Source organism: Neobacillus novalis NBRC 102450 (assembly GCF_001591805.1).
GTDB lineage: Bacteria > Bacillota > Bacilli > Bacillales > Cytobacillaceae > Neobacillus > Neobacillus novalis.
This window is the reverse complement of sequence record NZ_BCVP01000005.1, coordinates 48,545-71,463: the sequence shown is the minus strand read 5'-3', so window position 1 is coordinate 71,463 and position 22,919 is coordinate 48,545. Positions and strand designations below refer to the sequence as shown.

Sequence of the window (22,919 nt, the reverse complement as noted above, 5' to 3'; positions counted from 1 at the left end):
TTTCACAAATGCCTGGCAGCCTTTATTGTTGATATTTGAATTATGTTTGGCGACATTCGGAATCGTAACAATTAACAAAACAGAAATGACGAGCATAACAATCATCATTTCGATTAAAGTGAAACCCTTTTCATTCTTTAATGTTTTTATGTTCATTTTTTTAACCTCCATTTTTTAAATGCCATCCAGTAGATGAAACATTGGTAAAAGAATTGCTAAATACATGGACACCACCAGAAATCCAATAAAAAGATAAAGAATCGGCTGGATGGTTTTGAAGCTTTTTTCAATCATATCCTCCATATTGGTTACACAGTGTTTGCTGAAAAATAATAACTCCTGTTCTAATTTTCCATTTTCTTGCCCGTGCTTAACTATCATTGGGAATTCTGTTTCGAGAAATGAAAAAGTTTCAAGAATAGTCTCTAACTTTTCTCCGGTCATAAGTTTAAATTTAATTTCCTGTGCAAGACTGCTGTAAAAGGGTTGTCTTTGGTTTTTTTCAAAAAGCAGCAGGGCTTCAGAGACGGATATTCCACCGGATAATAGGAAACTTAGTTGAATGGAAAAGTAGTGGGTAAACAATAATTTGAGGATCTTGCCGACAATTGGAATGCGAACGAGCTGTGACCTTTGCTTTAGGACGGAGAGCTTACGAAATACAAGCAAATAATAGAATATCCCTATTAAAAGGATAATCAGCACAGACCCAATCATAATGGGGAAATATTGATCAAAAGCATAAATCACCTTCGTGAAAAAATTGGCTTCAAGACCGAGAGATGAAAAAAGGCTTGTAAACTTTGGAAGCAATGTGTTTTCCACAAAAATAAAGAGAAAGCCGGTAATCGTAATGAGCAGTAACGGATATTGAAGTAGTTTAAGAAGTTTCCGTAAATCCTTATCCTTTAATGATGCGAGTTCACTGCCCTCAAGTAAGGCGTCGGCGAAACTGCCATGCTGTTCAGCGAAATAAACATAACCGATTAAGTCTTTGTGAAAACCGAGATTGCTTAAGACATCATGAAAAGGCAAGCCATTTTTCAACTCTACCAAACAACCATTTAATTCCTCCTTTCGTTTAGACGGTAATTGTAATGCTATGGACTCAATTGCTTCCGCAATTGGATATCCCCTTGCAAGTAATTCACCTGTTCTTTTCAAGAAACGTGCTTGTTCATTTACAGACCATTTAGGACGTTTCATCATCATACACCAGCCGTTCATATTCAGACTCCTGGATGTATCCGAGGGCGATTCCCTTGTTAATCACGTCTTTAATCGTTCGGTAATTTGTTTCAATTTGTTCGCCCTTTGCTCCCTTCATGGCGGCATTTAAATTTCTGCCTGATAAAAGCTCAAACACACTGGCCCTTTTCCATCTGCCGTAGGAATAACAAAATGGCGTACACTCGCCATTGCAAAATGGACAGGTAAGTTCTACTAATCTTTGGGCGGTAACGGCGATTAATGTCTGCTCGACCTCTAACCAATTTACACCGATGTTATGTTTCACAATAAAAGGCACAGCCCATTCGTGAAATCCTTGTTAAATCAACTCCTTGTTTCAGCATATCTGTCATCATAAAATTCAATATTCGGCTCAAGAAGATTAATTAGCCATCATGCATGTCACTGAATATTTTTTTCCAAAATGCCTGTCATAACTAGAATCAATGTTCGGCATAAACACCGTTCTATTCCAGAATCCTTGGCAAAGAATATCCCTGAAATAATTCAAAATAAGGCTAAATATCACTATTGCCCTTTAAAAGTTACGGTCGGAGTTATGTTTTAAAATACTCTAACAAAAAGTATCAAAAGGAAATCCATTTTCCAGCTACGAATTTTTAAGGTTTTCCTTTGTAAAGGGATATGCAATCGTTGTCGAATGATGTATGATTTTATTGAAAGAATTCCATGACTATGAATCATTTTTTTAATTAAATCAAACTATTCAATTTAAGATATATTATCGGAGGAACATATGATATGAATATTAATGATTTCAGTTGGAGTGTTATAGCGAGTATCGTTGCGGGACTCATATTAGGTGGAGGTGTCATTTACAAACTTACTGTGAAAAACAAAATAAAAAACAAAGATACAATCATTCAAGTTGGGGACGGAAACCAAGTAGCAAATAAATCAAAAAAAGTCACATTTGGTAGCAAGAAGGATGATTAAAAAATTCAAAAATGTAATTTCTCAATTGGGAACTGGCAATATAGCAATTTTAAAATCAAAAAATGTAACAGTGAATAATGTACAGGCAATGGATGAGTTAAGCAAACTTATCCAAAAAGGGAATTTGCTGGGTGCTGCAAAATTACTACTTCAAATGAAAAAATTTGTAAACTCCCAACATCCTGCTGCCCCTCACTATAAATACGAATTTAGTGAAGATAAAAGTGGAAATATAATAACATCTATTGTCCCAGCTTATCCAGAAGCTCCTTTACTTCATCCTTTAAAGGGTAGTTTTAATTTCATTTTGCCTGAAAAGTACCAGAAGTTTAACAATATGAACGAGTTATTAAATTATTCTTACGGTAATCAGGAAAACATCGAATTAGACGTTGTTGCATTTAAAACTTGGGTGGATGAAACAATCATCGATGAGCATCATAAGAAAGATTTTGCGACAATGAAACTAACATTAATTCCAATAGAATTTCCGCCACCGACACCAATGCGTTTATATTTAAAAGGTCATTCATGGTCGATTGATTATTTAGAAATTGGTGTTACAAAAATTGATGGTTCAATTGTTATTATGGATAATCATAAACAAAAACATGCCCCTTTTTATGTTCAATTTATGATTGACATTGCTAACTCTCGTGCTGATATGAAAATAGAAATTAACGATGAATTTTTTTCAAGTGTAAAACATGTTTTAATGTTTAAAGAATTCGTCCAATTAAGCAATAAAAAATCTAGTCATGAACTTGCCTTAAAAATGTTAAAGGAAGATTCAGATATCTTCATCGCAAAAGAATGGCATTTTAATGAAGATAAATCAGATGAAACAGAAGAGTTCTTAGACTTATTGAGAAAATTAAGACAAATCGAGGACAAATTGCAAGTGAATTTTACACTTCCTAGTCACGGCTTTATAACGGAAAATGAATTAAATATAATAAATCTAATCTATTCCTCGGTTAACAACGGCTCACTTAAGGAAAAATTAACAAAAATTTATTCATTGAAAATGAGAGATGGAAATGAAATAGCATCGTTGCTTTCTCTACATAAAACAAGAAAAGATGGTTTTTCAATTTGCTTAAACGATCACTTTAATGTTCCTATATCATTATTTGGCGTCGAGTTTTCTTTTAACATTTATCAAATTTTTTTGAATAACATCACTTTAAAAGATGCTGAATTGCTTGACAGAAAATTAGCAATGAAAAATGACGAGGAAGAATTAATTGTCAAATTAAAACCTGTTGACACGGAAGCATACCTATTTCAAAGACTTTACACTGATTCAGAAAAAGGAATTTAATTGAATTATCAAATATCAATTTCTTTAAAAATAGGCTCCAACATTAGCAGTTATATTTATCAAAAAAGCACAACAGTGTTGATTCTGTTGTGCTTTTTCATTTATCTTTTATGATTTGTTTCTTTGTGATATAGTCTTTAGGTGGTGATTTTCCGTTTTCAATATAAAAATTAATTTTTAAAATTTCATCCTTCAATAGTTGCTTTATAATATACTTACTACACATACAAGCTCGTTGTATTTCTTCTCTTAGTTAACCTTTTTCGCTAATTCTCTTGTAATATAGCTCTTTTACCAGTCGTTTTACATCCTCATTGTGGACCCTAATCCCATCTATTAATCTTGCATTTCCGTCATGAAATACTCTTAATCTACCATATAAAATTAATTGATATACGTCCCCTACACGAATTCGTTCTCTTCTTAAAATGTTGCATACTTGTTGAATTGTCAGTCCTTCATTGCTATTTACAGAGGACAATGGAAGAAATTTTCCCTTTAGTTCATTTTCAAAACGGTAAATTTCATCTTTAGATATATACCACAAGGCATAACCATCAACACCAGGACCATGTTTTGCCTGGATGATTTTTAAATCAAGTAATTCCTTAATATATTGGTAATTCAACCCTAAATACATAGTGGCTTGATTTAATGTGAAGCTTGTATTTTTCATCTTATGATATTCATCAATGCTCGCCTTTTCAAAAAGCATTACTTTCTTTCCATCATTGTAGGTTATATGCTGTTTGATTAATTTGTACTCACATAAATTTTTTAGAGTTTTATAAGTTGTGTTCACAAGAGGAAGTGCCTCAGTTACACTTAAATAAATTTTATCCTTTTTTAAGGGAGGGACCATGAATCTTTCGTTAATATACTCGTCCTTTTTGTTAATAAGGATATCAGAATAAACAAGATGATAAAACTCACCCATTTGGAAATCAAAAATTTCTTTTAAGTTGTGGTATTTATTATGGCGAGAATTCACAGAGTAATTTCTTCCTTTTCTTTTATTATCTAAGGAGGTGATTAAACTTCCTAAATCCCTAATAGGATTAGTAATTAAAAAATGTAAAGTTGATACAATGAAATTTAGTTTATTTAGGTTAATGAACCTAATATTTTTTTCACCGAAGATTAATTTACCTTCTATCTTATAATGATTGGAAAGTGAAAACACATTGATATCTAAGTTCTTAATTACATGTCTAAACAAATATAGGAAATCTAAATATTCCTCTCTATTAATAAAGCTGCCATCTTTTCGTTTTATTTCTTGTTTTTCGCCAAACAGAATAGGTTGGAATTTTTTCTGAACCTCAAGAGTAACAGAATTAGGTTTTACTGAATTGACTTTTGTGTATTTTTGACCACATTTACATTTCCCCTTAACAAGTCGTGATAACTTAACGACATCGTTACAATTTGAACAATGAGTGATTAGAGAGGTGTTATGTTTTAGACAAACAGTAACATAACTTAAATCCCAATAAATTCGATGATAAAAATCCTCTTGCATACACTCAGGACAATACTTTGTTGAATATCTATGATAAAATTTTCTGATGTTTTTTCGATTCATTTCTTTATTTCTTCGAATAAACAAATGGTCGTATTGATTCGTAACCAAGGCGTTTATATTTAACCCCAACCGTTCTAACAAAATTGAAATAAAATCGTACCAAGATTGGGATGGATGAATGTCATTGCAATTCTCATTGAAAGCGGCTGACTTTAATTCAGTAAACATGGAACCTAAATGCTCATAATGGTTTTCTAGCGCCAATCGATGTAAAAAAGAATATAGGCTTTCCGACTTTTTAGGCTTAATTCTGTTGAGAGGGAGTTTCTCCATATTTCTACCTCATTTCTAGGTTGTCCTTAATTTTATTGAAATTATTTTGTTTCGAGCATTAAATCCAATAGGCTGCCCAACACCTTTTTGAGGTGTTGGGCGACTAATCATTATTTAAATGGATCTGTACCATTCAAAATAAATGAATGTAATTCAAAAGCTTTCGAGAAATGCTCTTCTTTAATTTGATCATGGTCTGCTTCGACCGCAGCTATCGCAGCATAACGGATTAGCTTCATAAGAGCGTTCATATTTCCTTTTGTAGCATTTTCGAATTTCTTCCACATTCTTGATTCTTTAAGACCAGCGAGTTTTTCAAACGGAAGTGCTTTGTCAATTTGGTGGAGTAATATTCTGAATTGATCTGTCGTTTTTTCATCCCTACAACTAAAATCAGTAAGGTGATGTCTGAAGGAAAATCTTCTTTTTAATTGTCCATTAGAATCAAGAACTTTTTCAGATTCATCTAAACCTAACAGCACAACAGGAACCTTTGTAGCATTAATGATTGACTTAAAGCAATCTGCTACTTCATGATTTACTTTATGATTTTCTTTATGGACAAAATGTTGAAATTCATCTAGCATAATTAATTCAACTTCAGAATCTTTAATTAAATTGACCAAACGATATTGTTTATTTCCGATCGTTCCTTTAACAGGGTAGGGATCACCTAAATCACCGAGCATAGTTTCTAAAAATGTATTGATTTTAGTTGGACTTGGAATTGATCCGAACAGGATAGCCCTTTTTGTTGTTCTTTCCAATGGAATTACTTTTTGATTTTGTTTAATATATCTTTCAGATATAGTTGTTTTTCCTGTACCATAGTTACCAGTAATTAACAAGCATTGCGGATCAGCGGATTTTAACTTTGACTTGTGACACAAGCTAATTAATTCAAGAGCTTTCTTAAAATCGGGATGATAAATTCGAAAAAAATCGATTTGTTTAATTTTTTCCTCTTTAGACAACAGCAGTTGTTCAGTCATACGATGCTCCCCAATCTTCATCCAAATCCAATGTATCATTTTCATAATATTCAGTCTTAACAGGTTGTACCACTGGCTCCTTTTGAGTTTTCTTTGGCTTTTCAGGTTCTTCTTCTGGTTTAGAATCTAAAGCATTTACTTTATCATTGTTCAATAATGTATTAGATCCATCATTTGACATTCGCGCCAAAATGGATCTTTCCTTTTTAGATAGAATCTGATTTTTGACTAATTCTTCAGATTTTGCTCTTGCAGCCGCGATAGAACTAATACTTACATTATTCTTTGATTCTTCATTCGCTGCGGCGACAAATAGCTTATGTGAATACTCATTTAAATGAAGTGAGTATTCTTGGTCTGTACACAATGTTTCAATGTATTGCATTTCTAACTCATCATAAACATAAATTTTAGAAATATCACTTGGGTCATATTTATATTTAATGATATTGCCTTTTCCTTTTATGCCCAATCTAATTTTAAGCTCTTGCAAATTTTTGGATTGGTAATGCATATGGTCTTTTTTTATACCAGTGTTTTGTATTGAACCCTTTCCAAGTTTCATCAAAGCAACCTTCCAATCTAATTTTGATGAAGGTATAGCTGGAGAAAAACCATTTTCTACTGCTTTTTCCCACATTCGGGCGGGGGAAAGACGAATTCCCCGTTGTTCTTGTGCATAGATGTCAACGATAAAAATGTGTAGATGTTCAAGGAAATCCTCTAGCATCATTACAGCATTTTTCTCAGGATTATAATCCCCCTTTTTAAAAACATTTGAGAAAGTTGTACCAGGTAATTGATGCACTAATCCTTCGTTCAACGTCCTGAAATATCTTTCAATACTTCCTTTATACCAAGGTTTCCTAGCTGGATTATGGTCAAGCTCGAAATCTAGTTGGAGGGAAGCCTCTGATAAATGTTTACTTTTGAATTCCTTCCCTCTATCGGTCACTAATAATTCAGGTATCCCGTAAGCAAGCCATTCATTCTGAACACTTGGAAATCGTTCTTTCAAATAAGTCTTAGGTGCAAATGCGTGTAACAAACAATACATAACAGATGTATACGATGCTGGTTCAAACCCAACATATACTCCCAAAGGATACCCTGTGAATTTATCTATGGCTAATGTGACATTAGGTCTTCTAAGCGGCAAACCATTTTTGTCTATCAAGATTAAATCAAGAGGAGTATGATCAATCTCTACTCTCTGTAAAGGATATGTGGGCTTTTTAAGCATTTGAACGCTACCATGTTTCTTTCGGGCTTCTACATGTCCTAGCCTCACTTTGTCTCTTTCATAAGAATCAGAGTCATTGATTCTTCTTCTAATTGTTGAAATAGATGGGGACTTCAGTTTATCTTCCTGATTGCGTGTTTGGTTTTCAGTATCGATTCTGTGAATAACCCCATAAAATACCCGCTTGGCATTAGCAAGTTCCCTCCTCTTATATAAAGAATCCATCACTTCATCAATAATCAAGTCAACTTCACCTTGAATTAGCTTTTCTTTCGGTCCAGAGTTGTGAGTATTGTTTACAAGTGAACGAATATCACCATCTGATTTCAAAAAATCTGATAACCATCGATATATCGATCTTACTGAAACCTTATAACCTTGTTCGCTTAACTTTTTCTGACGTTCTTCAATAAAGGGCTTTAATTTTTCCCCTGAAACCTGAAGCAGCGGCTTGATAACGAAATGTTTATATTTTGCTCCTTCCCGCTGTTCCCAGGGTAGCATAGAGAAATCTTCATAATCATATTTAACCGATTCTTCATTTTCTTTACCATTACGAAACTGTAAAGTACCTGCTTCCAGATATTTATACAGCTCAGTTAAAGAGAATTTTTGCTTCACCGTTTCGTAATCCAAATCTTTAGCCAAAAAGAGATTTCTCTCAAGTTCTTCCACTATTTCAAAGAACCTTTCATTCAATTTGAACTTTGTTCCTATACCGACATAAAGCCTCATGATGTCCTCCTTATATATTAGCTAGCTAACCAGCTTGCTAGCTTTTAATTTATTTATGTTATGGGCGCAACAAAATAGTTTTATACGTCATTACTTGTCGCTGGTACCAGTATACTCGAATTTTCATTAAAAATTTTTGGTAATTTAAGGAAAGTCGAGAAAAGTACTTGATATTATCAAAATAATAATATAGAATATATTTCTTTAAAAAAACAAAAAGACCATTGGTATTATTGGTCTTTTCCTTTGTTTTGATAATTTTCAAATTCCCATTTGTTAACAAGCGTTTTCCTGCATATTCCAGATAATTGATTCTTGATTACTCCTCTATATAAAGCATTTCGTACAAGTGACTCGGATACATTGTATTCTTTTACAATTTCCTCGACCGAGCAAAAAGCTTCTTTAAAATCTTCAATATCTTTGATTTCAAAACGATAAACAAACGCTCTGTTATTTATTTTTTCTACGATTGGTTTACCTAACAATCCCGCATTTACATATTTAAGAACAGTCCGTTCACTACATTTCAATTCTTGAGAAACTTGTTTTAAGTTATAACCATTTGTAAAAATGCGATGTTCTTTAAGTTTATTTGCTAGATCAGTAGGTTCAAAAAACAAATCGCAAAGTTTATAAGGTACTTCTTGCGTATATGCAAACAACCCATTTATTCTAATAAATGAAATTAATTGAGGAAGAGACAATCCAGAGGTATTATATTTTTCAAAACACCGCGCGAGAGTTATTTTATTTCTAACTTCATTTATTTTTATTGCATTTATTGAGCTCAAAAATTGATTTATTTGTTTTTTGGATAGCGTTCTATCATCTTCCAAATACGGAGAATACTCTAATAAGCCGTCTTTTAAAAAGTCATACACTCTATCCACGTTAATGCCTAATATTGTTGCCGCCTCCAAAGCAGCCACCTTATCAGATTTTTCTTTTAAAAATTCCTGAAGAAATTCCTCAGTTTTATTTTTTTTGAAATAGGTTGCCCTCCCATTATTAAAATAACATTCCTTAAAGGAACTTTTACTCATTAGACAGGCTAATTCACTATCGACAATACCGAATTGCATTTTGACCTGCATCATCGTAAGGTAATTTTTTTCAATAAACACTGCCGCATGATTATCAAAACTCTTAATATTTTTAGGCACATTCATTTCGTGTATGTAATGCTCAAGTCGGAAGTTTTGATATGCATTAAAAATAAATTCCAAATTCGAGGAAGAAGTGATTATGTTTTCGAAATTCTTTCTTCTCTTTCTGGTTTCTCTAGTTGCTTTTTGCTGAAAAGTTGCTTGTAGAATTAAAGGAAATCGATTGTCAAAATCCTCAAACATCCAATATAAGTCAGCAATTAAATTTACCACGCCTTCTTGGTTAAAAGGAATTTTGTTTGTGTATTCCATCCTATATTGAGGAGCATTTATTTGTGTAAAACTGTACAAACCGTGGAATAATTGTGCAAATCCAGAAAGAACAATCATTAAGTCGTTTATTTCATATAACCCTAAGAAACATTTCCTTTTTCCAAGGAAAAACTCCGTAAGTTCCTTTTGGGATTTCATGATAATCTCGTCCGTCACTTTCTCAGTTTCCAATTTTGAAAGAGATTGACCGCATCCACGGCACCTATTATTAAAAAGGGAATTTATTGTCCAACGCTTATTGCAAAGCCTACATTTTTTTCGTAAATAGACATTATGCTTTGTACATACATTTATTAGATTAATTCCCCAGGTAAACTCCTGATGGATTTGTTCGTAAAGACATATCGGACAACATTTAGTCCATCTCTTAAGAAATAATGTGTTTTCTTTTTCAATGCCAATATGTAAATTCCTATAAGAGAACTTAAAAAGGGATTCATTTTCCGTTAATGAACATAACTCTTCGCAAACTTCTTCCTTTATTTGATTTTGATCAAATTCATACCTTGTTAGTGACTTGCTGATTATTGCGTATGGAGTTTCGTAATAGTTCCATTTAAAAATTCTAAAAAGGTAACTGCTTAGTGTTTCTGTTTCTATAATTGGTAGCTTTTTTATAAACTTTTTAATTACCGATCACTCCTTTTATTCCTATTATTACCAGAATAATAGAATGTATGTATAAAACTGGAGATTTTCGTCAATAGTTATTTTATACTAATTTTTTAGAAATGGAGATAATTAAAAAAATATGTTTAAAAATCAAACTATATGGCGGCAAGTAAGTCCTCCACTATGCTCCCATCCTAATAAGTCGATAATTTATTTTTTAGCTCGACAAACTTGTATCGAACCTATTTTAATGCATGGATTGTTTGAGCAAGGAATCAATAAGGAAGAGCGAGTTTGGAGCTTTTTATATCCTTCCATTAACGATTTACACAATCCTTTTTTGTTAAATGATATGAAAAAATCCGTATTTCGGATTATTCAAGCGATGAAACGAAATGAAACCATTTTAATCTTTGGCGATTATGATCTAGATGGCATCAGTTCTTCGACACTTATGCATCAATGCCTAAAATACTTTGGTGCAAATGTGTCCTTTCGCTTACCACTAAGACATGAAGGGTATGGTATTTCACCTAAAGCAATAGAGGAAATTTCAAATCTGGGTGTTTCACTTATTATCACAGTTGATAATGGTTCAAGTGCTCATGAGGCTATGAGAATGGCAAAAGAAAAGGGAATTGATGTTATTGTAACAGACCACCATGAAATTTTAGGTGAATTCCCAAACTGCTATGCTTTTATCAATCCGAAAAGATTCGATAACACATACCCTTACACTAACCTCTCTGGTGCAGGTGTTGCATTCAAACTTGTTCAAGCTTTATTTCAAGCAACTTCCAATTTATCTTGGGAAAAACACTTTCATGATTATATTGAAATGGCGACCTTAGGAACAATAGCAGATTTAATGCCACTAGAAGGTGAAAATAGAGTAATTTGTTCGTTAGGTCTTTGTAAAATGAATAACGATCCTAGCCGAGTATTAAAGAAATTATTTGGCTTACTTAATCTCTCATACGTTGATAGCACTAAAATAGGATTTCAAATCGCTCCCATTTTTAATTCTGTTGGGCGTATTGATGATCCAAATAAAGCAACAAAGCTATTAACGAATACAGATACTAGCGAGGAAGAATTAAAAGAATTAATGGCAATCAATCGCAAGCGCCAATCCTTAACCACTGAGCAATACCAACAGGCTGAACAAGACATTTTAAAAAATGGTTGGGATAATGAGAAAATAATCGTTGTACACGGAGAATTCCACAATGGTATTATCGGGATAATTGCTGCGAGAGTGGCTGAAAATTTTCATAAACCCACAATTGTGATATCGCAATCGGGGACTGGTTCTGCAAGAACTGTTCAAGGTTCTAATTTTTCAATCATAAATCCGATTAAACAATGTTCTCAGTATTTAAAAAAGTACGGTGGACATCAAGGCGCTGCTGGATTGTCTATTGATTTAGAGAAAATAGATTTATTTAGGAAAGCAGTTCAATTAGCAATAATGAATGATTCGGAAATTAAACCAATGATTCAATATACTAATCAGTTTGATTTGATGAAATTTCCTGTTGAACTTTTTAAAGACTTAGTGGCATTGGAACCTTTTGGAATAGGAAACCCAAAACCAATTTTTCATTGCCCGCCCACCCAACAATTAAGCAACTTTGAACTATTTGGAAATAACAAAGAGCATGTAAAGTTAACTATCAATAAGAAAAAATTATTAGCATTTTCAAAAGGTCATCATTTCAAAAAACAATGGACTACTCTTGAATTTTTATATACTCCTAATTGTTGGAAAGAAAAGAACTTTCTTATTAATGACCTTCGAATATTTTAAAATAGCACCCAAACAAGAAGCTTCTGTTATTCCAATTTATGGGGTATATCTTAATTTAATGTAATACATTTAGCTTCATAATAATTATCAGAATTAAGCTTTTTCCGTTTATCCTTAAATGAAAAACAGCTAAATTTAAGTTTAATTGAAAAATACTAAGTTTCTCATCACTACATGGCTTCTTACAATATTTCATTAAAGCAAGTTGCGGGGTTATTTGGCTTTACAGCGAGGACAACATTGAAGTTGGTTGAAGCAGGTTTGTTTACCAAACCAAGAGTTGAAAAATTAAACAATAAAGCATTTCCATATCGATTTGATAAAGAGAATTTACTTCAAATCAAAGAGTCTTTTAGGACTTTAGAACAGCTTATACAAGAATATGGAGTTACGGAATCGTTGGTTCGAAATGCAATTTACAGAAGGAAATTAAAGAATTATTTAACTGGTATATGCAGGAAAACTTTTGTGAAAAAATGTGAATTTGAAGAGTATATGAAAAGGAGAAAAAGTCAGTGATACCAAGGGATTTTTCTTTTTTTTGTAAAAATTATATTTTATATTATTATTTTAATAATATCAACGGTTTCCATAATATACCTCTGTAAAAATAGTGAATTCGTCGTATAAACTGGAATTGTGTTGCACAGGCGACGTATAAAACTTCGAAGTTGCGCCCATAAAGAAAATAAACTGGTAAGCTAGCAAGCTAGCACAATAAGGAGGAAGCCATGAGAATTTATGTAGGTATAGGAACAAAGTATGTACATCTTAACCGATCCTTTGAAATTACAGAGGAAATTGAACCAAATGTTTTCTTGACAAAGGATTTAGAGTTCGAAAGTTTGAAAAATAAAGTTACTATCACGGACATTTATAACTGGATGGAAGAAGGGGTTCTTGAGTTACAGAATCAAAATGAAAAACAGAAGAAGACCTTCGACTTTTCGGATTTTTCTATGCTACCGATTGAACAGCAGGAAGGTGCCAAATTTCGCCATTTTGTAATTGAACCACTATTAGTTGTGTCTGATAATACATTAAAACCGTATATTAAGGGGCGAATAGAGCAACTAGAAAAGCTGGGTCACAAAGTCTCAGAAAAATCAATCTACCGTTGGCTTGGTGCATTTCTAGAATCAGATGGAGATATTCGATCTCTTGTAAGTAATAAGCATAATTCTGCTCCTAAAGAAAAACGGCTGCATACAGAAGTTGAGTTAATTATCGAGCAGGTATTAAATATTTCTTATAAAAGGAGAGAATTAGCTAACCCGAAAAAAGTACATTATGAAGTAGTGAATGAAATTCATAATAGAAATAAAGAGAATGAGGCGAACGAAAAACTCCCTTATCCGTCCATCTCGACCATAAGAAGAAGAATCACTGATTCAGATTCGTATGAACGAGATAAAGTAAGATTAGGACACGAAGCCACTAGAAAAAAATTTGCGTCTGCAATGTTATTACAACCTGCCAATCGCCCTTTACAAAGAGTGGAAGTAGATCACACTAAATTAGATTTGATCTTGTTAGACGATAATGATTACCCGCTAGGTAGACCAACCCTTACAACAGCCTTTGATAAATTTACAGGAAATCTTTTAGGCTTTTATGTTGGGTTTGAGCCACCATCATATGTGTCCGTTATGAATTGTCTTTTGCATGCTTCTTCTCCCAAAACGTATATTAAAAAGCTTTATCCTAGTGTTAAAAATGAGTGGTTAGCCTTTGGGTTACCAGAGTTTTTAGTTGTAGATAGGGGAAAAGAATTTACTAGTAAGCACATAATAGATGCATGTTTAAAATTAGACATTAATTTAGAATTCACAAAAGCTAGAAGCACTTGGAAAAAGGGTATTGTCGAGCGTTATTTTAGAACATTAAATGAAGGGTTAATTCATCAACTGCCTGGTACAACTTTCTCTAACATATTAAAAAAGGGAGATTACGATCCAGAAAAAAACGCTGTAATGCATCTAAATTCGTTTTTGGAACTGCTTCATATTTATATTGTGGATGTTTATTCTCAGAAACCAAGAAGTCTAAATCGTCCAGCACCAACAAAAATGTGGAAAAAAGCCATGGAAAATGGATTTACCCCATCAATCCCTTCTACAAAATTGGATTGGAAGGTAGCGTTAATGAAAATTGGAACATCTTCTATTCAAAACACAGGAATCCGCAAGGCTCACTTGTTTTACCAATCTAAGGAGTTAAGCGAACTTAAAATTAGATTGGTTATGAAAGGGAAAGGTACGAAAGTTACCTACAAATATGACCCTAGTGATATTTCAAAGGTTTATGTTTACAATGAATTCGATAAGGACTATCTTGAGGTGTTTTGCACCAATCAAGAATATTCCCAAAATCTAAGTGAGTACGCTCATCAATTATTTGTAGATGAAACGAGAGAAGAAGAAAAAGCAAGTTTTAAGATAGGGGAGATTGATGAGGCAATAGCCAAAATTGTACAAAAGGCACAAGAGGAAATTCAAAGTAAAAAAGATAGACAGAAACAAGCTAGGATGGAACAAAATAGCTCGACCGCAATCATTGGAAAAGTGAAAAAAGGGACAATAGCAGTCACTTTTGAAAAAAAAAGGAAGGAAAGGAAATGGTGAAAAAAGAAAAGGTGGAAAATTATGCCAACTAAGAATTAGGCATGGATATTGACTGGAAGGTTCCTTATGACTAACAGAGAAATATCATCTAACTCTAATACGACAACAGGAACTTTTGTTGAATTAATGAAATCATAACAGGAGAAAAGCTCAGTGAATAAATTTCCCACTGAGCTTATTTGCTATTTTATACATCTGTTGCTCTTAAACATTGGTATATCAACAAAAATAAGGGGTCCAATTCTTGTGCGTGCGAATTGGACTCAAAATCGTGGTGTTAATTTAATTTTTCTCCCTGTGAATCAAAATCGCTAGTACATTACTACTCACCACCATCGCCATCATCAATCCCGTCTTCACTGCCATCATCATTATCAGTATCGAAAAAATCGTTGATTTTGGTGATAATAGTTGTATCTTTGTGTTCAGGATTGTTTTGATGTAAAAAGTCACCTAGGGAAAAACTTTCTAATATTTGTTCCTTGTCCTTTCGAATGAATAAAAAAATAACAAATATTAATAACAATAATATAATCAATATTAATAACTTCATAAGATACACCCCTTATAAAAATATTATTCGAAAGTGAAAAAAAGAACGGTGACCACTAGGATTCGTCCTTCCCGAATTCAAAGTAACATTGTGAAGAAATGTACTTAAACTACCATGAAAGTACAAAACAGTGAAAATCTAAAAAAGACAATGCTATATTAGACCCAGCAATTATAATTTTTAAAAAAGCTGAGCCTAAAATTAAACCTCATGTCGCAAAATTAGTATGACCACAATAAACCTACTTTAATTCTCTGTGGTGAAGCGCTGATTTTTGTGCTTCATGGATGGCTAAAGGGTGCGTTAGTTCAACAACGGGACCGTCATTTTGGCGGTCCCTTTTTGATATGAGTGAACAATATCTCCATAATGTTTACTCAATGTCATTATGGAACTAACCAAATTGATGAAAATTTCGAAATCATATTCCTTAAATCATATTCCTTAAATCATAATATTACTCTTGCACTATGTTAGATTAAAATAAAAGATTTTTTGTAAATGCGAGAAAAAAACATTTTCTATTCGTTATATAAGGTGTAAAAGCTTTTACAAAAAATAAGGGGAATCGGTACATGCGGTCAAATGAATCAAATTTTATACATCGATTACAACGACAAAAAGAAGACGCTCTCGAATTTATCGTAGATAAGTATTTGCCATTGATAAAAGGGATTGCTTATAAAGTGCTGAGTCCTCTAAATAACAATGGTGTCATGGAAGAATGTATCAATGATATTTTTCTTTCCATCTGGAACAATTCGAAGAAGTTTAACGGAGATTCAAATGATTTTAAAAAATGGGTTTGTGCCATTGCTAAATTTAAAGCTATTGATTATTACAGAAAAGCTAGTAAGCAAATTGAAATAGCCTCAGATAAGATGGAACTTAATGTAGAAAAGTCCGCAGAAGAAGAATTACTCTCCATAGAAGACAAAAATGAACTGATAAAGTTAATAAATCAACTAGAACCTCTTGAAAGAGATATTTTTATCATGAAGTTTTTTCTAGGTTTAAAGTCAGAGGATATATCAATAAAACTAGGTTTAACCAAAGCTTCTATTGATAATCGAATTTACAGAGGGAAAAAGAAGCTCATTAAGCAAACGACAAACCTCAAGTTAGGAGAGAATGGCGTATGAAGGATATTTACCAATTATTGAATGATGTAAACTTAGATGAGATAGAATTTGAGGAAATGGAAGTAAGTGCCCTAGAAAAAGCTAATGTTAAAAGAACCTTAAAGAAATCGATAATCATAAAGAATAAACAAACGAAAGCATGGAAAATGAATATTGCGGCAGCATCCATTTTAGTCGGACTATCCCTTACAAGCTTTGTAACTTTACCTGCATATGCTGGAAATATTCCAGTAATTGAAGATATATTCCGATTTTTCGACCATGGAACAACTGGACTTTCTGGTGCTGATAAAGAAGACTTCAACGAAAGTAAAGATACACAGAAAAAAAATATTGGACTCTATTATGACTATAAGAAATATTCAAATGAAATCAATATTACTAAGGAAAGTAACGGGGTTAAATTCACGATAAATGACGCTGTTTTTGATGGGAAAACAGCGACGCTAACATATACCATTGAAAGTGAACAAGATATTGGGAATGCAAACTTTACTTTACCAAGAATATCAGGGATGTACGCAACGGGAGGTACTGGCATAACAACTAAAATAGATACTAATAAATATGTGGGCTTTTTAACTGTTAATAATCTGGAAGATGAAAAATTTGATGTCGCTGATATTAAATGGAATATTGACAGTATTAAAAACCCAGATAATAAGACAGAGATAAAAGGAGATTGGAAATTTGATTTTTCTGTAAAGGCTACGGAAAGTAAAGTGCAAATATTGAGTGGCATTACCTCAGAAAAAAATGGAGTAAAAGTAAATGTAGAAAAAATATCTATAACTCCAATGTCCTTTACACTTTTTTATAATCAAGAAGTTTCTGAATTGATACAAAGCACCTGGGATGGAGTGCATGTTGATTTAGAAATTAAAGATGACTTAGGAAATATCTATTCTGGTCAAGAAAACGGAGGAGAAGGTGCCGAGGGAACTTACAATATTAATTGGAGTAAAACATTCGAAAAGTTGGATCAGAAGGCATCTAAACTAATAATAACTCCTCATGTTAAAAGTAGTCACAACTCCAACGCACAAGCGAAACCTAATACAGTTAAAGAAGAACATAAATTAGATGACATTATTATCGAACTAGTAAAATAATATAGTAGTTAGGACTGCGATTCTTCGAAATTGAAGGGTCGCTTTTTCCTTAAAGCAACAGAGGGAAGGGTTACTGTGAAGAATCTAAAGGGTGCATTAATTAAAGTTAAAGGTCGCTGCGGCGGTCTTTTTTTTGTTGAACTAAAGAAACAGGAAAGTTAAACAGGAAAAGTAAGGATATGTGTGGAATAAAATTTAAACTGAGATATTTTAAATTATTTGGGGGAACTATCGGTGATTGCATTTTTCTTTATTGGGGTTTTCTTAATGCCACTTTTGTCCATTATATTTTGTCTCAGCTTAGTTTCTATACTGAAAAAAGTTAAGAATGATGAGAAAACTACTGCTAATACATTCTTGCTTACAACATCATTTACCTTGATAATGTGGAGTATTGCAATGATCGCTTCGGCTGGTTCTTAGTAAACGGGGTGCGTTAGTAAAAAAGCAGGAAATCGCTGCTGTGGTCACCTTTCCTTGCTGAACTAACGAAGCAGTTTAAGAATATAACCGAAGAAAAAAACACCCTTTTACAAAGGATGCCTGCATTTAGTTATCTCATTTGGCTTTAACCTTCTTCTTTTGAAATCAATAGCCCGCCACTCTATGGTTTTTTCATTACTAAAAGTGATTGTCACTAAATCATGTGGGGGACTGTGAGCACATTCAAATGTTGTTACCTGCACGGTGACATTAAATAAGTAACTGCCTTGTGGCAGCTTCTTAATTTGGGTTATATTACCACAATAATTTTGTTTAATTTCGCCATATTGCTTCTTCAATTCCTGTTGAATTGAGGGATAAAGCAAAATGAAAATCAAGTCATCACGCAACTGGACATCATTTTTAGTTACGGTTTCAGCTTTAACAGGTGAATAAGAGAAAAGGATTAAGCAGGCAATCAATATGAAAAGGCTTTTTCTCATAAAAAATCCTCCATTCCAGGTTTCTCTTATAATTAACAATTCAAGAAATTCTTATTAAGCTCCCCCAGTTATATACGATCAAAATAGCATTGAAAAAATGGCACAGGTTTGAACTGTGCCATTTTTTATTTCGAGTTTCTACTGCCTATTATTTACTTGCTTTGATTTTAAAAATTAAACCTATTACCAATGACACAATTACTGGAACACCATAAATAATACCTGTTGCTATCAAATGAGTTGAAAAAGGGGCTGACCATTCAGGATGTTTAATATAATTCTGATAATCGATGTAAATTTTAATTAACATTATTACTATCAAAAAAACTGAAAGGGTTAAGAAAGAATTCGACGCAATTTTAAACTTATTCGCCACATTGACTCCCCCATTAAACATTAAAGTGTTAATTGTAGTTACTCCTATTTTATCATATAATTTCCAATGATTTGAACCCTCTTTATTAGATAAATATTCAACGAAAATGGGATACTTATTGAAGTAACGGGGGCTTGAGTTTAAGAAAGGGTTGCAGCGGCGATCCTTTTTTCTCGCTGCACTAACGTGGCAGGTTAGTTGAATAAAAACAAAACATTTTTGGTGCAATTTTGTGGTAAAATATGTATATGGCGGGTGAGGAGGGAACTGATTGATAAAAAGAAAATCCACATTTTTTTTAGTTATTTATTTAATTTCATTAATTATTATAAGTGGGTGTAATAAACCACCAGAGCAAGATATAGGTGAAGCTGTTTCCAAAACTGAAGATTATTTTAAAAAGTCAAAAGGCATTGATTGTGTTGGAGCATTTGATGATGACACAGTAAAGTTTAGACTATTGCTTGAAGAACAACCAACAGTTGAGGAAGCAACAAAGATATATAACGATGTATTAAAAACTATTGAAAAGTATTCAAACAATGAGAAGACTTGGGATTATTACAACGTCAAATTAGATATAGGATATAAGAATAACATTATTTTTAAAGGAACTAAGGATGTTGGAGAAAAATTGATAGTTAAGTCTAAATAATCCACATCTCTTATTCAGCTAACGGGGTGCTTTACTGGAACAACGATATTGCCCTTTTCTTCTTCGTTAACGATGCAGTTGCTTGAACGGTGAATTTTAAATAAGTGTTATATTTTTTTAAAAGATTTAGTGGAGGAATAAAAAATGATAAATATTGGGACCATCATTTTTCAGTTATTTTCAATACTCATACCAGTGGCTTTTATTGTTCTTATTGTCCTATTCGTACGGTCGTCAAAGAAAAGAGATGAACGTCTAAACAGGATAGAGGAAAAAGTAGATAATTTAAAAAAATGATAATTGAATTTTGTATTAAACCAAAAAAGTTGGTTTCTTTTAAAAAAGAAATCCACCTTTTTTTCTTATACAAGTAATGGGGCAGTTTAGTTTCAAAAGGATTTCTCATATAAGAGTAGATTTCCATTATTATTATCCTAAAAATCAGTTATTATTTATTTGTTATGAGACTAAAATTAAATTGCCTGTGAAAGCAGCTAGGAGAACCTAATGAAAACATATCTTTATGAGAGATTGAAACACATCTTATGGCTTTTATGCGGTGCGATATTGGGGTATTTGACTCACTATTTCAGGACCAGAACATTTACCCTCACTTCAGATAAACTATTTTTCTTAAAGGCGATATTGATTGGTTTTGTTATCATTGAAGTGATAAGTTTATTTAGCTGGCTATATAAAAGAATAAAGCATAACAATCAGTGAGATTTGATAAGATTGTGATAAAGTTACTTAAGCTAACGGGGTGCAAGAGTTGAAGATGAAGATCGCTGCGGTGGTCTTTTTCTTATTCAACTAATTGGCAGGTTAGTTCAACTAAATTAATGTAAATGATACCAATATTCGAGATAATTGTTATAATTTAATAAAGAATTGATATAAGGAGATAAAATATGAAGAAATACATATTATTAGGCGTCCCGCTTATCTTTTATGGAGAAAGTCTTTTTCTTTATTTTAGTAATTTGCATCGATACTTGCCTATCATTTTGCAAGTTTTGCTGAATATTGCTATTATCACAGGTTGTATGATATTCCTATTAAAACGTACAAGATTACAAAATGTATTTGATTGGATTATTGGTATATGTTTCTCAGTTTATTTTTGCATACTGTATCATAATACGGTTCAACTTTTATTCTTTTTTGATAATGTAAATTACTCATTAAAAAACTTAAAATATATAGTCCATTATGTGAATTTATTACCCATCAAAGGGATTCTTGATGTTCTTTATAATAATCCTTCTCCATTATTCCAAATCGCTGGAAATGCTTTTATGCTTACCCCATTTGCATTTGCTCTGCTTTATTTCAAATGGGCAAAGAGTAATAAACAAGCTATTTGGTATTCTTTTCTATGTACAGTTGGAATTGAATTTGTACAGTTCTTACAAAGTATCTTAGTCTCGATGTTTGAAATAGGTATGGGAAGAAGTTCGGATATTGATGATGTAATTTTAAATACAATAGGGGCTGTTGTTGGAGTTGGCTGTTATTTTCTATGGGTAAAAATCAAAAAATTAGTTACTCAAAAGATAAAAAACTCTGGAGTAACTTTTTAATAGAAAGCCAATGATACTCTAAACTTTTTGTTGTTTTGAAAAAAAGATTGTGAAGTAAAGCACTTAAACTCCCATGAAAATAAAAACTGAAAAAGGGCATGAAAAAGTAGACCCAGAAAAACCAGTTTTTAAAAAAAGGCTGAGCCTCTTGAAGGATCGTATATAAGATGGCAGGTAAATCGTCTTGTGAAACCTTTCTACTTAAAATGAAATCAGTTAAAGCTGGCGCAACAACCAGAAAAAGGATTAATCTCCCATGAGTGCTACCCATAAAGGGCGCGACAGTCGGTGGTACACCGTGGTCGTCGGAGTCAGACTAACGGATGGGCTCAAAGGCACCATAGTTCAACGACCTTCTTCGCCTGCCATTAAACATTATTGACCCCGAACCCCATTTTCATTTCAACTTATCCGAATTCCCAAAGGAAAACAATATATAATTAACATTATAAACTGTTTTGTGCTATTATTTGAATAAAGGCAAATTATGTAAATTGGAGGTAAAATATGAAACGCTTAATTGGTATTATCTTTACTTTACTTGTTTTATTTGGAATAAATTTTATTATTGCTAAAAACACTAATAAAGAGTTTATCGAATATTCTTTTGCGGTTGGGTTCGTTTTAACTACTTTAATCTGGTTTTTAACTTCAAAGGGTGGCTTCACATCGCATTATATAGACACTACTATTCAAGGGCAGACAAATATCAAAATGAAAAGACAAAAATTCAAATTTACTCCCAATATTATTTTTCTTACAGCATTATCTTACACCATTGTTTCATTGATTATTACATTGATTTATTATTGGGAATATCTATAACTAGCTTTATGCGGAAGAAGTTTTCATCATCTGCTTTGAATATCATCGCTCCATTGTTCTCTTCTTGTTTGATTAATGGACCTGCCAATAACCACTGATACATCAGCATTATCAAAGACGATTCGTATCGCCCTCTCGTGTCGCTTTCAGAAATAGGTTTCTCACCGACAAAATAAAGAAAAATATAAATATAAATACAAAAATTGAAAGGTACGGGAAAAGCGAATGAAAAAGTATAATATTATTTTGTTAATTGGTGTTTTAGGGATAGTGCTGTGTGCTTGTGGGCAGAAAAGTAGTGACATCAAACCAGAGAAATCAACAAAAACGACCTCAGCAGCGGAAACACTAGTAAAAATTGAAAAAGTGGAAATTACAAAAGAAACGGTTTTTTCAAAGCTGAAAAATTACTTACCTCAAAATGTTCTTGATAATATGCCGAATTTCAAAGATGAAGGTTTGGATAATAAAGAAACGCTATACCTTTGGAGTAAATATGAACCAAACAGTGATAACTTTATTCATAAAATTGAATTTGTTTTCAACGAAAATGGATTTAAACAGTATCATTATAAGAACTACTCTTTCGATTTAAAAGAGAATAAGATTTCAAAAGATGCCGCTGAAAAAATGGTTGAAAATTTTGCAAAAGATTTTATTAATGATGGAAACCAATTATCTTTTGTAAATAAACCAGCCTATGACAGTCTTTATGAGAAAGATGTAGTCGAAAGCTGGGTAGCGGAAAAAAATAACAAAGAGTACATTATAATGGTGAACTTGAGATACGGTTATGTTGAATTTTCTACAACAGAAGAAAAAACAAATTAAATGCTAATAGTGTTGATAAAAGCGTGGTTAATTATAACCACGCTTTTAATTTATTATTGACCAATTAAAGTGCTATTTTAGGTATTTTT

General features: G+C 32.5%; 21 protein-coding genes and 2 pseudogenes. 12 read left to right on the top strand and 11 right to left on the bottom strand.

Translation table 11 applies throughout. The features are described 5' to 3' along the window. The 3 genes and pseudogenes from comGC to BANVL01_RS03700 all read right to left on the bottom strand — a co-directional run. A pseudogene (gene comGC / locus BANVL01_RS03710) lies at positions 1-156 on the bottom strand (competence type IV pilus major pilin ComGC); the annotation flags it as partial. An 18-nt stretch (positions 157-174) separates the two neighbouring features. Further along, entirely contained in the window at positions 175-1,227 is a 1,053-nt protein-coding gene (comGB, locus tag BANVL01_RS03705; protein WP_342342321.1) for a competence type IV pilus assembly protein ComGB, read from the bottom strand. Continuing rightward, complete coding sequence (locus tag BANVL01_RS03700) at positions 1,193-1,516, bottom strand: hypothetical protein (protein ID WP_342342320.1); 324 nt, start codon at positions 1,514-1,516, stop codon at positions 1,193-1,195. Before BANVL01_RS03700 ends, comGB begins: the two co-directional genes overlap by 35 nt. A gap of 476 nt (positions 1,517-1,992) precedes the next feature. On the opposite strand from BANVL01_RS03700, the gene BANVL01_RS03695 reads away from it, so the two are divergent. Together BANVL01_RS03695 and BANVL01_RS03690 are read left to right on the top strand one after the other, a co-directional pair. Beyond that, positions 1,993-2,187, top strand: a complete 195-nt coding sequence (locus tag BANVL01_RS03695) for a hypothetical protein (RefSeq protein ID WP_066089983.1) — start codon at positions 1,993-1,995, stop codon at positions 2,185-2,187. Next, positions 2,180-3,511: a hypothetical protein gene (locus tag BANVL01_RS03690; RefSeq protein WP_066089981.1), complete on the top strand. Its 1,332-nt coding sequence runs from the start codon at positions 2,180-2,182 to the stop codon at positions 3,509-3,511. The genes BANVL01_RS03695 and BANVL01_RS03690 overlap by 8 nt, the downstream gene beginning before the upstream one ends. A 253-nt stretch (positions 3,512-3,764) precedes the next feature. Here BANVL01_RS03690 and BANVL01_RS03685 read toward each other — a convergent pair whose 3' ends face one another. The 5 genes and pseudogenes from BANVL01_RS03685 to BANVL01_RS28730 form a co-directional block, all read right to left on the bottom strand. Then, on the bottom strand, positions 3,765-5,369 hold the full coding sequence (locus BANVL01_RS03685; RefSeq protein WP_066089980.1) for a TniQ family protein: 1,605 nt from the start codon (positions 5,367-5,369) through the stop codon (positions 3,765-3,767). 110 nt (positions 5,370-5,479) lie between these two features. Further along, entirely contained in the window at positions 5,480-6,361 is an 882-nt protein-coding gene (locus tag BANVL01_RS03680; protein ID WP_156482183.1) for a TniB family NTP-binding protein, read from the bottom strand. Next, positions 6,354-8,339 carry a TnsB C-terminal domain-containing protein gene (locus BANVL01_RS03675; RefSeq protein ID WP_066089977.1) on the bottom strand — a complete coding sequence of 662 codons (1,986 nt, stop codon included), beginning with the start codon at positions 8,337-8,339 and terminating at the stop codon, positions 6,354-6,356. Before BANVL01_RS03675 ends, BANVL01_RS03680 begins: the two co-directional genes overlap by 8 nt. A gap of 230 nt (positions 8,340-8,569) precedes the next feature. Next, positions 8,570-9,952, bottom strand: a complete 1,383-nt coding sequence (locus tag BANVL01_RS03670; protein ID WP_235845480.1) for a helix-turn-helix transcriptional regulator — start codon at positions 9,950-9,952, stop codon at positions 8,570-8,572. Between the two features lie 102 nt (positions 9,953-10,054). Beyond that, positions 10,055-10,381 (bottom strand): annotated as a pseudogene (locus tag BANVL01_RS28730) (TniQ family protein); the annotation flags it as partial. A gap of 151 nt (positions 10,382-10,532) precedes the next feature. Here BANVL01_RS28730 and recJ point away from each other — a divergent pair. From recJ to BANVL01_RS03655, 3 genes are all read left to right on the top strand, one after another. Then, positions 10,533-12,203 carry a single-stranded-DNA-specific exonuclease RecJ gene (gene recJ / locus BANVL01_RS03665; RefSeq protein ID WP_066089971.1) on the top strand — a complete coding sequence of 557 codons (1,671 nt, stop codon included), beginning with the start codon at positions 10,533-10,535 and terminating at the stop codon, positions 12,201-12,203. A gap of 174 nt (positions 12,204-12,377) precedes the next feature. After that, positions 12,378-12,722 (top strand): hypothetical protein, encoded by a 345-nt coding sequence (locus tag BANVL01_RS03660; protein WP_066089968.1) that lies wholly within the window; start codon positions 12,378-12,380, stop codon positions 12,720-12,722. Between the two features lie 212 nt (positions 12,723-12,934). Then, on the top strand, positions 12,935-14,827 hold the full coding sequence (locus BANVL01_RS03655; RefSeq protein WP_066089965.1) for a TnsB C-terminal domain-containing protein: 1,893 nt from the start codon (positions 12,935-12,937) through the stop codon (positions 14,825-14,827). Between the two features lie 322 nt (positions 14,828-15,149). On the opposite strand, the gene BANVL01_RS03650 is transcribed toward BANVL01_RS03655, so the two are convergent. Continuing rightward, a complete protein-coding gene (locus BANVL01_RS03650) occupies positions 15,150-15,380 on the bottom strand; it encodes a hypothetical protein (RefSeq protein ID WP_066089962.1) in 231 nt (76 codons plus the stop codon). Between the two features lie 575 nt (positions 15,381-15,955). On the opposite strand from BANVL01_RS03650, the gene BANVL01_RS03645 reads away from it, so the two are divergent. Continuing rightward, positions 15,956-16,522 (top strand): sigma-70 family RNA polymerase sigma factor, encoded by a 567-nt coding sequence (locus tag BANVL01_RS03645; protein WP_066089960.1) that lies wholly within the window; start codon positions 15,956-15,958, stop codon positions 16,520-16,522. Next, complete coding sequence (locus BANVL01_RS03640; protein WP_066089957.1) at positions 16,519-17,634, top strand: DUF4179 domain-containing protein; 1,116 nt, start codon at positions 16,519-16,521, stop codon at positions 17,632-17,634. The genes BANVL01_RS03645 and BANVL01_RS03640 overlap by 4 nt, the downstream gene beginning before the upstream one ends. Positions 17,635-18,164: 530 nt before the next feature. On the opposite strand, the gene BANVL01_RS03630 is transcribed toward BANVL01_RS03640, so the two are convergent. Further along, entirely contained in the window at positions 18,165-18,560 is a 396-nt protein-coding gene (locus BANVL01_RS03630; RefSeq protein WP_066089951.1) for a DUF3888 domain-containing protein, read from the bottom strand. A gap of 148 nt (positions 18,561-18,708) precedes the next feature. Further along, positions 18,709-18,936 (bottom strand): hypothetical protein, encoded by a 228-nt coding sequence (locus tag BANVL01_RS03625; RefSeq protein WP_066089948.1) that lies wholly within the window; start codon positions 18,934-18,936, stop codon positions 18,709-18,711. A 271-nt stretch (positions 18,937-19,207) separates the two neighbouring features. Between BANVL01_RS03625 and BANVL01_RS03620 the strand changes: the two genes are divergently transcribed. The 5 genes from BANVL01_RS03620 (at position 19,208) to BANVL01_RS03600 (ending at position 22,830) form a co-directional block, all read left to right on the top strand. Further along, positions 19,208-19,591 (top strand): IolE/MocC family protein, encoded by a 384-nt coding sequence (locus BANVL01_RS03620; protein ID WP_066089945.1) that lies wholly within the window; start codon positions 19,208-19,210, stop codon positions 19,589-19,591. 507 nt (positions 19,592-20,098) lie between these two features. Continuing rightward, the gene (locus BANVL01_RS03615; protein WP_066089942.1) at positions 20,099-20,314 is read left to right on the top strand and encodes a hypothetical protein; all 216 of its coding nucleotides are present in this window, start codon (positions 20,099-20,101) and stop codon (positions 20,312-20,314) included. Positions 20,315-20,502: 188 nt separating this feature from the next. Continuing rightward, positions 20,503-21,174: a VanZ family protein gene (locus BANVL01_RS03610; protein ID WP_066089939.1), complete on the top strand. Its 672-nt coding sequence runs from the start codon at positions 20,503-20,505 to the stop codon at positions 21,172-21,174. Positions 21,175-21,681: 507 nt separating this feature from the next. After that, positions 21,682-21,999, top strand: coding sequence for a hypothetical protein (locus tag BANVL01_RS03605; protein ID WP_066089936.1), 318 nt, complete (start codon positions 21,682-21,684; stop codon positions 21,997-21,999). A 225-nt stretch (positions 22,000-22,224) separates the two neighbouring features. Then, complete coding sequence (locus BANVL01_RS03600; RefSeq protein ID WP_066089933.1) at positions 22,225-22,830, top strand: hypothetical protein; 606 nt, start codon at positions 22,225-22,227, stop codon at positions 22,828-22,830. The last annotated feature ends 89 nt before the right edge of the window (positions 22,831-22,919 follow it).